Source organism: Streptomyces triticirhizae (assembly GCF_003696235.1).
GTDB lineage: Bacteria > Actinomycetota > Actinomycetes > Streptomycetales > Streptomycetaceae > Streptomyces > Streptomyces triticirhizae.
This window is the reverse complement of record NZ_RFFJ01000190.1, coordinates 1-11412: the sequence shown is the minus strand read 5'-3', so window position 1 is coordinate 11412 and position 11412 is coordinate 1. Positions and strand designations below refer to the sequence as shown.

The following is an 11412-nucleotide window of genomic DNA, read 5'->3' as shown; positions in this document are numbered from 1 at the left end:
GGCGCCGAGCGCGGCGGCCGGGGCGATGCGGCCCGAGGGCAGCGGGCGGTGCGGCCGGTCGCGGGCGTCCTCGGCGCGGTCGGCCCAGTCGTTCAGTGCCATGCCCGACCAGTAGAGGCAGACCGAACTGGCCATGGCGAGGGCGGTGTTGCGGGCCGGCGCCCGGCCGGCGGCCGAGCCGGCGAGGGCGTCGCCCGGCACGGTCAGCGCGGCCGGCCCGCGCACCAGCTCCAGCCAGGCGCGGGCCCTGCCGCCCGTCACGAGCGGCCAGCCAGCCGGTCGGCGAGCGCCAGCAGCTCGCGGTGCTGCTCGGCGAGGCCGGGCGGCGGCGTGTCCGGGTCCTTGAAGAAGAAGCCGAGCCCGGGCACGGGTCCCGACAGGCCCAACGCGTGGGCGCGGGCCAGCAGTCGGGCCAGGTCCAGGACCAGCGGCGCGGCGAGCGCGGAGTCGCAGCCCTGCCAGGTGGTCTGGAGCACCATCCGGGTGCCGAGGAAGCCGTCGAACGCGACGTGGTCCCAGGCGGTCTTCCAGTCGCCGAGCGCGGGGACGTGGTCGATGTGGGTCTCGCCCTCGGGCTCGTCGCCCAGGTTGTCGGCGAGCGCCCTGGCCTTGCCGGCGTTCTTGGCGGCTGCGGCCCTGGGGTCGGCGAGGGTGGCGCCGTCGCCGCCGCCCAGCAGGTTCGTTCCCGACCAGGCGCGGACGGCCAGCTCGCGTTGCGCGAACATCGGCGCGAGCGCGGCCCGCAGCAGGGTCTGGCCGGTCTTGCCGTCGCGCCCGGCGTGCGGCAGCCCGGCGCGCGCGGCGCGCTCGGCGAGTCCCGGGGCGTGCATCCCGGTGGCGGGGGTGAAGTTGACGTAGGCGCAGCCGGCCTCGATGGCGGCGGCCGCGTACAGCGCGCTGGCGGGCGCCCTGGGGTCGTCGGCCGCGGGCACCGGCTCGGTTGAGGCGAGGTGGACGACCACGGTGCGGGCCAGGCCGTTGTGGGCGGCGAACGCGGTGATGTCGGCGGCGAACGCGGAGACCAGCTCCTCGTCCGTGCGGGGGTCGTCGGGCTGCGGCCCGCCGGGGCGTATCTCGGCGTCGGCGCGCGCCAGGTCGTCGGCCACGGCCAGCGGCAGGCCGTGCGGCAACACCCCGGCCTCGGCGAGCTGTTCGGCGCGCTTGGGCAGCGGGGTGGGGTGGGTGTCATGGCCCCCGAACACCAGCTGTTCCAGCGGGGGCAGGCCAGCCCCCGCGAACGCGGGCCCTGCGGTGACCAGTCCGGTGGGTGGGTGCAGTCCGGCGGCGAGGGCGGCACGGCCGGCGACGGTGGTGGTGGCCACCGAGCCACGGGCGCCGATCAGCCAGACTCCGACGCGTTCTGGGGGTTCTGTTGTCATGACGCGGCTTTCTGTGCAGCTGCGGAAGGGGCGAGGGCGCGGTGCCCGGCCACGTGTGCGGCGTGGCCGGGCACCGCGCGGGGCGAGCGGCTGGGCGGGTTCGGCGTCTCCGTCCTGCCTTCACCCTCCGGCCCCGCGAGGGGCCGGCCCCCGTCCCCGCCGCCCCTCGCGGCGGTGGACGGAGTTCGGTGGTCGTGCGGTGGTGCGTCGCGCTGTGCGTTGGTTACCGGTCGGTTGGTGGGGTTGGATCGGTGGTCGGATCAGTCGGTCGTGGGGGCGAGTTCGGCGATCCGGACGTCCCTGAACTGCACGGTGTCGGCGTCGCCGTGGTTCTGGAGCCCGATGTGTCCCGCCAGGCTACGGCCCTCCTCGGTCGAGGTGAAGTCGTTGATCAGGACGTCGTTGAGGTAGATCTTCAGGTTGTCGCCCTCGACCACCAACTCGTAGGTGTTCCACTCCCCGTTGGGGTTGAGCGCGGCGTCCCTGGCCTCGATGTCAGCCGACTGGAAGGTGTAGACGGCGCCGGTCGTCTTGTCCGGGTCGTCGGTGTCGTCGATCTGGATCTCGTAGCCCTGGTTCACGGCGTCCCAGGGGTCGTCGCTGGCCGGCGCGCCGAGGAAGATCCCGGAGTTGGAGTCGCCCTCCTGGCGCCAGTCCAGCACCAGCGAGAAGTTCTCGTACTCCGCCGCCTCGTAGTAGAACAGGCCCATGCCGCCGACGCTGGTCAGCGTGCCTTCCTCGGTGTCCAGCGCGAACTCACCGGGACCGGCCTGGGTCCAGCCCTCGGTCGAGGTCCCGTCGAAGAGCGAGGTGTAGTCGTTCGCCGGGGTCAGCTCCTGGACGCGGATGTCGCGGAACTGGACGGTGTCGGCGTCGCCGTGGTTCTGGATGCCGATGTGGCCGGCGAGGGTGCGCGCCGGGTCGGTGTTGGTGAAGTCGTTGATCAGGACGTCGTTGAGGTAGATCTTCAGGTTGTCGCCCTCGACCACCAACTCGTAGGTGTTCCACTCCCCGTTGGGGTTGAGCGCGGCGTCCCTGGCCTCGATGTCAGCCGACTGGAAGGTGTAGACGGCGCCGGTCGTCTTGTCCGGGTCGTCGGTGTCGTCGATCTGGATCTCGTAGCCCTGGTTCACGGCGTCCCAGGGGTCGTCGCTGGCCGGCGCGCCGAGGAAGATCCCGGAGTTGGAGTCGCCCTCCTGGCGCCAGTCCAGCACCAGCGAGAAGTTCTCGTACTCCGCCGCCTCGTAGTAGAACAGGCCCATGCCGCCGACGCTGGTCAGCGTGCCTTCCTCGGTGTCCAGCGCGAACTCACCGGGACCGGCCTGGGTCCACCCCTCGGTCGAGGTCCCGTCGAAGATCTGGGTGTAGCCCGGGTCCGGGTCGGGGTCCTCGCCGCCGTCGACGGAGCAGTCGGCGTCGGTCTGGCCGGCCGCGTAGAGGATGCCGCCCAGCAGGTGCTGCTGGAACTCCGGCTCGGCGAACGACTCGATGGTGTGGCCACCGCCGGTGTAGAAGGCGAGGCCGCCCTCGTACTCCTTGCACCAGGCGATCGGGTGGTCGCCCTCCATGTTGCCGCCCTCGTAGGAGGACTCGTCGAGCGAGGCCAGCACGCGGGCGGTTTCCCTGGGGTTGGTGCGGTAGTTGTACCACTCGTCGGTCCGCTCCCAGGTGTCGCCCAGGTGGGCGGTCGCCGGGTGGTCGTGGTCCTCGACGTTGATCGTGGCCTGCTGGATGTGCGGGTGGCTGTCGAAGAGGGCGCCGGCCAGGCCGTCGTACCAGGCCCAGTCGTACTCGGTGTCGGCGGCGGCGTGGATGCCGACATAGCCGCCGCCGTTGCCGATGTAGCCCTCGAACGCGGTCTGTTGGGCATCGTCCAGGACGTCGCCCGTGGTGGAGAGGAAGATCACGGCCTCGTACTGGGCCAGGTTCTCCTCGGTGAACTGGGCCGAGTCCTCGGTCGCGGTCACCGTGAAGTCGTTGGCCGCGCCCAGCTCCGTGATCGTCTGGATTCCGGCCTCGATCGAGTCGTGGCGGAATCCGGCGGTCTTGGAGAAGACCAGGACGTCAAACGGGTCTGCGGCGACCTCCTGGTCGGAGCGCTCGGGCGACTCGGAGGCGCCCGCCGCCATCGCGGGCAGCGCGGTGGCGCACAGGGCGCCCCCGACCAGCAGGTAGCCGGCTCGCCTCAACCGGGTGGTGCGGGTGGTGCGGGTCGTGTCGGGCATGACGCTCACTCCTCACTTCCGGTGCTGAAGGTGAAGTCGTCCAGGTTGAACGTGCCCCCCGTGAACACCAGGACCAGCGTGGTGGACTCGGCCGGCTGGTTGGACAACGCGGTGCTGACGTCCTCATAGGTCTCGGCTCCGCCGGTGTCGCCGACCTCGACCGAGCCCAGCAGCTCGCCGTCGGGAGCGCCGGCGCGCACCTCGATGGCGCCGCTGCCGCCCGCCGATGAGACGCGCGCGGTGAAGTCCGTGGCGTTGCTCAGCAGGTACGGCTCGAAGGAGATCCAGCCGCCGTCGGTGACCTCAACCGCGCGGCCGCCGTGGGCGCCGCCCAGGCTGATCGCCGTGGGGCCCTCGCTCCCGCCGAAGTGCTCGGCCTGCCGCTGCTTGGTCTGGCTGACGACCTGGTCGCTGCCGGTCAGCGGCGGCGCGTCGCCGGCGCCCGAGTCGGTGTACTCGGCGTTCCACACCCCGAAGATGTTGGCGTTGGGGTCGTGTTCCCCGTCGGCCTGGGTCTGGAGGGTGCCGGAGCAGCCGGTGGCGGAGGTCTGCGGGTGGCCGTGCGAGTCGTGGCCGAGGATGAACGTGACGGTCACGTTGTCGCAGTTGATCTCCTCGTCCTCGGCGTCGGTGACCTCCACCTCGAAGGGCACCGCGTCGCCGAAGTCGACCAGCGCGCCGTCGCCCGGCAGGATGATGTTGACCTCGGGCGCGCTGTTGCCGACCGCGATCTGGACGGAGGCGTTGCCGGTGGCGCCGGACGGGTTGCTGACCGTCAGCTCGACGCTGTAGGTGCCGGCCTGCTCGAAGACGTGGGTCGGGTTGGGCTCCTCTGATGTGCCGCCGTCACCGAAGTCCCAGGAGTAGCTCAGCTCGGCGCCGCCCGGGTCGTTGGAGCCCTCGGAGCTGAAGTTGACCTCCAGCGGTGCCGGGCCCGAGGTCACGTCGGCCGCCGCCCTGGCCACCGGCGACTGGGTGCCGGCGGTGTACTCGATGCGGTAGAGCGCGCTGTTCTCGTCGCCGGAGAACCAGCCCAGGCCGTAGTCGAGGACGTAGAGCGCGCCATCGGGGCCGAAGGCGCTGTCCATCACCTGGGTGCCTTCCCAGAGGAAGTCGTAGATGCCGGAGACGTTGCCGCTGTCGTCCTGCTCCACGGCCTTGATCCACTGGCGGCCGAACTCGGTGGCGAAGAAGGTGCCGTCCATCGACTCGGGGAACTTGACGTTGGACTCCAGGTCCGGGTCGTAGTTGTAGACCGGGCCCGCCATCGGCGACTCGGAGCCGCCGCCGAACTCGGGCACGGAGTTCCCGTCGTAGGGAATCCACGCCGGCTGCGCGGGCGGCAGCTCGGTCAGGCCCGTGTTGTTGGGCGAGTCGTTGACCGGGGCGTCGCAGTTGAACGCGCTGCCGGAGGTGCCGCTGCCGAAGTCGTAGTCCACATACGGCTCGTTGTCGCCGACGCAGTAGGGCCAGCCGAAGTTGCCGGGCTCGGTGATCCGGTTGAACTCCACCAGGCCGGCCGGGCCACGGTTCGGGTCGGCGGCGCCGGCGTCGGGGCCGTAGTCGCCCACGTAGACCGTGCCGGTCGCCTTGTCGACGCTCATCCGGAACGGGTTGCGGAAGCCCATGGCGTAGATCTCGGGGCGGGTGCCCTCGGTGCCCTCGGCGAAGAGGTTGCCCTCGGGGATGGTGTAGCTGCCGTCGTCCTCGACGTGGATGCGCAGCACCTTGCCCCGGAGGTCGTTGGTGTTGCCGGCGGAACGCTGGGCGTCGAAGGCCGGGTTGCGGTTCTCCCGCTCGTCGATCGGGGTGAAGCCGTCGGAGGCGAAGGGGCTGGTGTCGTCGCCGGTGGAGAGGTACAGGTTCCCCTCGGCGTCGAAGTCGATGTCACCGCCGACATGGCAGCACTCGCCACGGCTGGCGGCGACGTCGAGGATCTCGACCTCGCTGCTGTTGTCGAGCGTGCCGTCCTCGTTGAGGACGAAGCGGGAGAGTCGGTTGACTCCGTCGTAGGGGGCGAAGTCCTCGGGGGTGCCCTCGCCCGGCGCGCCACCGGGTGGGGTGTCGAGCGGGGGCGCGTAGTACAGGTAGACGAAGCGGTTCGACTCGAAGTCGGGGTCGACCCCGACGCCCTGGAGGCCCTCCTCGTCGTTGCTGTAGACGGGGACCTGGCCGGCGACCTTGGTGGAGCCGTTGGCGTCGGTGATCCTCAGGGTGCCGTCCCTTGAGGTGTGGAGCACCGAGGTGTCGGGCAGCACGGCGAGCGACATCGGCTCGCCCATCTCGGCCTCGCCCTTGGCGAGTTCGACCTGTTGGAACTCCTCCAGCGGCGGCGGTGCCGCCGTCGCCGACTGTTGGCTGATCACCACACCCGCGGAGGCGAGCGTCATGCCCGCCACGGTCGCGAGTGTGGCCTTGATTCTCCTGTGCACGAGCGTTCCTCCGTTAGAGCGCACGGGGGTGGGGGTGAAGCTGTCGCACAGGCGCGCGCCGCCGCGCCAGGGTGAACGGTGCGGCCGTCAGATGAGGGGGGCGACCGCGCTGTTCGGTATTGACCGGTACACCACAGGGACGGTAACGACTTTCTCCCTGGGTGGAAACCCCTTTGAAACAAGCTGGACCGACTTCATCCACCTGCCGGACAAAGTAGGCGCGTTGGACTACGCACGCCGCCCCGTTCTGGCGGCCTACGTCCGATATCTTCCGTGCGGGCGAGGCCGGTTCACTCCTCGGGCGGCAGCGGGACCCCGATCAGCGCGGTGATCACCTGCTCGGTGGTCTCCACCATGTCCACGGCCGCCGGCTCCAACAGCCACTGCACCTGGAGGCCGTCCATCACGGCGATGATCCCGTTGGCCACACTCGCCACGGGGAGCGACGGCGCCAACTCCCCCGCCTCCACCGCCTCCCGCAGCGCGGCGACCACCATCTCGCGCAGCCCCGCGTAGCGGCTGCGGAAGTAGCCCTGCGCCGGGTGGCCCTCGGTGACGCTCTCGGCGGAGAGCACGGTGTAGAGCCGCACGATGCCCTCGCGTTCGGCGTTGAGGCGCGCGGTGTTCACCAGGTGGCGCAGCAGGCCCAGGCCCCGGGGGCGGCCGTCGCCCAGCGCCTCGATGTCCGACTTGTCGCGCAGCTCCAACACCCCGGTCAGCAGGCCGGCCTTGGTGCGGAAGTGGTGCAGGACGCCGGCCTGGGTGAGCCCGGAGCGCTCGGCTATCTCGGCCAGCGACGCGTTGTGGTAGCCACGGGTCGCGAAGGTCTCCATGGCGATGCGCAGGATGTCGTCCCGCCGCTGGGCACCCATGGGGCGTGGGGGTGCTTTGGGCATGAACCGCTCCTACCTTCGGTTTTCCGTGGGCTTCGCAGTCTACGGCCGGGTCAGCCGGGTCCCCAGGTCCCGGAACCGGCGCGAGGTTCCGGAACCGCCGAAACTCCTCCCGGGCCTTACTAAGTGGTCAGTCAGTCTGCTTACATCCTCGCTGTCGCCAAGCGCCATGAGGCACCTCACAGTCCATCCCCGTTCACCCCTGTTCACCTCCGGACCGCCGCGCCGCCCGTTCGCGACCGCCGGCGATCCGGCCCCGTCCCCCACAACCAGGGAGCCGCAGATGACCGCACATCCCGCACGACCCCCCGCCCGGCACCGTTCGCCGCTGCGCGTCGGCCTGTTGGGCCTGAGCGCCGCCGCCCTGCTGGCCGGCGGGCTCGGCGTGGTCGCCAGCACCTCGGCGCAGGCCGCGCCGACGACGGCACGGGCCTGGCTCACCACGTCCGACGGCCAGAACCGGCTCGCCGACCAGGGCGAGCTGTCGTTCGACGGCCAGCCGGCCAGCACCAACATCGAGGTCAACGCCGGCCAGCGGCACCAGGAGTTCAGCGGCGCCGGCGCCTCCGTGACCGAGGCGTCCGCCAGCCTGATCCAGGGCCTGCCCGGCGGCGAGCGCGACGCGCTGCTGGACGCCCTCTTCTCCCGCGAGGGCGACGGCATCGGGCTGAGCTACCTGCGCCAGCCGCTGGGCAGCACCGACTTCAACTCCGGGGACTTCTACACCTACGAGGACACCCCGGGCCAGTTCAGCATCGACCGGGACCGGGAGCAGATCATCCCGGTGCTCAACGACGCCCTCGACCGCAACCCCGACATCCGGCTGATGGGCAGCCCCTGGTCGCCGCCGGCCTGGATGAAGTCAGGCAACTCGCTCAACGGCGGCAGCCTGCTGCCCGAGCACTACGAGGACTACGCCGACTACCTGGTCAACGCGGTGCTGGCCTATGCCGACGCCGGCATCGAGCTGACCGACCTGACCGCGCAGAACGAGCCGCTCTTCGCGACCAGCTACCCGTCCACCTCGATGAGCGCCGCCGAACAGGCCGAGTTCTTCCGCGTGTTGGACGCGGCGCTGACCGAGGCCGGGCTGCCGACCAACCTGTTCGCCTACGACCACAACTGGGACGAGCCGGGCTACCCGCTCGAAGTGCTGGGCGCCACCTCCGACATCGACCGGGTCGCGGGCGCCGCGTTCCACTGCTACGGCGGGCAGCCGGAGGCCCAGGGCGAGCTGGTCGCGGCCGGCGAGCGGGTGTTCTTCACCGAGTGCTCGGGCACCGACAGCGAGAACGGGGCTCAGACCTTCGCTGACACGCTGCGCTGGCAGGCCGAGAACCTGGTGGTGCGGAACATGCGGCACGGCGGCGAGACCGTCATCACCTGGAACCTCGCCCTCGACGCCAACGGCGGCCCGCACCAGGGCCACTGCGACAACCGGTGCAACGGCGTCGTGGAGATCGCCGGCGACCAGGTGACGCGGAACGCCGAGTTCTATGTGCTGGGCCACCTGACCAAGTTCCTCGACCCGGGCGCCACGCGGCTGGAGTCCTCCAGCGAGGGGCCGGGCGGGCTCCAGAACGTCGTCTTCGAGAACCCGGACGGGACGCGGGTGGCCTATGTGGTCAACGCGTCCGGCCAGCAGCGGGACTTCTCGATCACGGAGGACGGGGCCTCGCTCAACGCGAGCCTCCCGGCGGGGGCGGTCGCGACGTACACCTGGACGGTGTGAGCCGTTGACCCACCTGGGTCGTGCCGGCTAGCCGGCACGACCCAGGTGCGGGACCACCAGCGGGAAACGAGCGGCGGCGTTCAGCGCGTTGGGCTCGAACTCAAGCTCGTATCGCGCTCGTCGCCGCCCGCTTCGAGCATGGCCCGCACCACAGCCATGGACGCGCGCCCACCCCTCTCCCCCCGCGCCTCGCGCAGCTCGTACTGGAGGATCGCGAGGGAATCCTCGAGATCCTCCAGCAGTTGCGGTGAGACCAGGAGGGCCGCGACATGCCCGTGATCGGTAAGAGCGATGGTCTCGCGGCCATGGGCGGCACGCCGCACGAGAGCGCCCAGTTGGGAACCAGCCGCGCTGATCGCGATGTTAGACATGCCCAGAAGATGCCACGGGATGCGTCCCCTCGCATCTGGACGCACCTGCTGAGCAGGCCCGACGGTCGGCCGCTCAGACCCTCCGGCCCCGTTCCCACAGCTCCTCGACGTGGTCGGCGAACCGGTCGAACAGGCCGCGTTCCTCCCGACGCCGCAGGTGCAGCATCGGCGAGTCGTGGCCGACGCCCCGGGCCAGGTGCGGGGTGACCAACGCGTCGCGGTCGAACCGGAAGACGGAGAGCGAGACGTGGTTCGTCGCGTCCGAGGCGGCGGAGAAACGGGCCTCGACGCCCGGGACTTCACCCAGTTTCGCCAGGTGCTCCAGCGTGATCCTGATCCGGGTGGACACCGAAAGCGCCACGTCCTCGACCGCCTCCCGTTGCCGCGTCACCTCCCCCTCCGGATCGCCGATCAGGAACCGCACGCGACACCCCGCCTCGGCCTTGCGCCGCAGGGTGTCCACATAGGCGGGCTGGTCCAGCCACAGGAAGTAGTTGGTGTACCCGGCCAGGATGATGTCCTCGGTGGCCGCCTCGGTCAACTCCCCCCAGACGGAGGAGGGACAGGCCGAACGGTAGGGATAGCTGCGGACGATCTCCCGGTCCGTCCCCGTCTTGACGTTGTTCCTCACGGCCCTGGGCCACAGCATCTCCGCCTCAACTCCCAACGCCGCAGCGGCGTCCTCTCGGTTTCGTGCGTGCGGGATCAAGCCGTCGTCGGCGATCCACCGTTCGACCGTCTTCCCGGAGACTCCTACCCGCATGGCCAGCTGGCGAGGTGAGAGCCCGGCGTCAGCCATAGCAGTACGCAAGGAACTGTTCAAGACATCTCCAAGGGACGTTTGGGCGCTTCCGAACCGTACCGCCCAGGAGCCCCAACCGGCAGCGCAAATGGGGAGATTCGTCCCCACTGGCCGGCAAACCTCGGACGCATGAGGACTTCCCGCACTTCGACAGTGCCACAGGATCACCCGTTGCTGACTCCTCCGCGAGGAGGCGGCGTGACCTCGGGCAAAACCAGCCGCCCGCCGTTGGGGGCGCTGCCCCGGCCCGATGTCGTTCCCTATATCGCCCAGTGGAGCGGGGAGCGGGAGGAGCGGACCGTTGTCGTGGGGCGGGCCGGGGGCATCGCCTACGCGGACGAGGTACTTCAGGACCGGGACGGGCACGGGGTGTTGTGGTCGCGGATCGCCTCGCGACCGGGGCTGGGGCGGCCGGAGTTCGGGAAGGTCCACGGGTTGCGGCAGCGCCGCGCGATGCGCCGGCCGCTGTGTCAGGTCTGCGGCGGCGCGGCCGACGAGAACGCGGATGGCGTGCTCTGGCTTCTGGGCGAGGACCCGGATAACCCAGACAACCCGGACAACTGGCCGCCGGGCCTGGAGACCACCCATCCGCCACTGTGTCTGCCCTGCGCCGCGTCGGCGGTCCGGCTCTGCCCCTACCTCGCCCGAGGTTATGTCGCCCTGCGCGTGCGGGACTTCCGCCCGGCCGGGGTGTGGGGTGCGCTGTACCGGCCCGGGTTCCCGCTGCCCGTCGGGGCGGGCCCGGCCGGCGTTCCCTACGGGGACGCCCGGCTGCGGTGGGTGCGTGCCAGCCAACTGGTCGTGCGGCTCGACGCGTTCAGCGTCGTGGACCTCGTGGCGGAGGCGCGCCGGGGCGCCGCGCGCCGCGCGCGTGGCTCAGGCGCCGGCGCGTGCCGCGCGCAGTTGGTCCCGGAGGGCGGCGCCCCGGGCGGTCCGGGCCCCCCGGTCCACCCGCCGGCCCAGCCCCGGCGCGACCGGCTCCGCCGGGCCCGCCGGTTTCCGGCGCCGGGAGGCGGGTACTCGGGGGCGGCCCGTGCGGGTGGCGCCCCACCGCGCCACCCGCAGGCAGCGGATCGCAGGAGGTGAAGTGATCATGCCGGGACGGAAGGAACTTCCCGCGACGCTGGAACGCTCCCCCGCCGGGGCCCAGCGCACCTGGATCGCCGCGCACGACAACGCGGTCACGGAGTACGGCGAGGGTCAGCGGGCCCACCGGGTGGCGTACGCCGCGCTCAAGCACACCCACGAGAAGGTCGGCGACCACTGGGAGCGCAAGGAGCGCGGCCGGAAGGCGCCGTCCGATCCGCGTTCGGCGCGGCCCCGCCAGTTCGGCGGGCGCGGCGCGCAGGGCGTGGACGAGCGGGACACCAAGGCGCACCTGTACGAGATGGCCAAGCGGCTGGACGTGCCGGGCCGCTCCGGGATGAACCGGGGCGAGCTGCTGGACGCGGTCAAGGCCGCCAACCGGCGCGCGACCCGGCGCGCAAGGTCCCGTTGACCACCGGGGAGCGCGCCGAGCGCGCGGCCGCCGCGCACGCCGGGCGCACGACCGAGGCACGCGCCGGGCGCGCGGCGCCC

10 protein-coding genes are annotated in these 11412 nt (G+C 71.5%); 3 read left to right on the top strand and 7 right to left on the bottom strand.

Annotated elements, in window-relative coordinates; genetic code table 11:
• From EBN88_RS24570 to EBN88_RS24550, 5 genes are all read right to left on the bottom strand, one after another.
• Positions 1–261 (bottom strand): UbiA family prenyltransferase (locus EBN88_RS24570; RefSeq protein ID WP_199742470.1); only part of this gene is annotated, 261 nt, incomplete at its 3' end.
• Positions 258–1379 (bottom strand): inositol-3-phosphate synthase, encoded by a 1122-nt coding sequence (locus tag EBN88_RS24565; RefSeq protein ID WP_122399248.1) that lies wholly within the window; start codon positions 1377–1379, stop codon positions 258–260. The genes EBN88_RS24570 and EBN88_RS24565, both read right to left, overlap by 4 nt.
• Before the next feature lie 260 nt (positions 1380–1639).
• On the bottom strand, positions 1640–3604 hold the full coding sequence (locus EBN88_RS24560; RefSeq protein ID WP_407703458.1) for a family 16 glycoside hydrolase: 1965 nt from the start codon (positions 3602–3604) through the stop codon (positions 1640–1642).
• A gap of 5 nt (positions 3605–3609) precedes the next feature.
• A complete protein-coding gene (locus tag EBN88_RS24555) occupies positions 3610–6036 on the bottom strand; it encodes a PQQ-dependent sugar dehydrogenase (protein WP_233580916.1) in 2427 nt (808 codons plus the stop codon).
• A 290-nt stretch (positions 6037–6326) separates the two neighbouring features.
• Positions 6327–6869 carry a TetR/AcrR family transcriptional regulator gene (locus tag EBN88_RS24550; protein ID WP_122399250.1) on the bottom strand — a complete coding sequence of 181 codons (543 nt, stop codon included), beginning with the start codon at positions 6867–6869 and terminating at the stop codon, positions 6327–6329.
• A 343-nt stretch (positions 6870–7212) separates the two neighbouring features.
• Here EBN88_RS24550 and EBN88_RS24545 point away from each other — a divergent pair, with 343 nt between their 5' ends.
• On the top strand, positions 7213–8661 hold the full coding sequence (locus EBN88_RS24545; protein ID WP_122399246.1) for a glycoside hydrolase family 30 protein: 1449 nt from the start codon (positions 7213–7215) through the stop codon (positions 8659–8661).
• An 80-nt stretch (positions 8662–8741) separates the two neighbouring features.
• Here EBN88_RS24545 and EBN88_RS24540 read toward each other — a convergent pair whose 3' ends face one another.
• Together EBN88_RS24540 and EBN88_RS24535 are read right to left on the bottom strand one after the other, a co-directional pair.
• Positions 8742–9032, bottom strand: coding sequence for a type II toxin-antitoxin system Phd/YefM family antitoxin (locus tag EBN88_RS24540; RefSeq protein ID WP_122399245.1), 291 nt, complete (start codon positions 9030–9032; stop codon positions 8742–8744).
• 73 nt (positions 9033–9105) lie between these two features.
• Positions 9106–9681, bottom strand: coding sequence for a DUF5919 domain-containing protein (locus EBN88_RS24535; RefSeq protein ID WP_233580914.1), 576 nt, complete (start codon positions 9679–9681; stop codon positions 9106–9108).
• Positions 9682–10032: 351 nt separating this feature from the next.
• On the opposite strand from EBN88_RS24535, the gene EBN88_RS32105 reads away from it, so the two are divergent.
• Both EBN88_RS32105 and EBN88_RS24525 read left to right on the top strand, forming a co-directional pair.
• A complete protein-coding gene (locus EBN88_RS32105) occupies positions 10033–10920 on the top strand; it encodes a hypothetical protein (protein ID WP_233580912.1) in 888 nt (295 codons plus the stop codon).
• Between the two features lie 7 nt (positions 10921–10927).
• The gene (locus tag EBN88_RS24525; protein WP_122399249.1) at positions 10928–11332 is read left to right on the top strand and encodes a ChaB family protein; all 405 of its coding nucleotides are present in this window, start codon (positions 10928–10930) and stop codon (positions 11330–11332) included.
• The last annotated feature ends 80 nt before the right edge of the window (positions 11333–11412 follow it).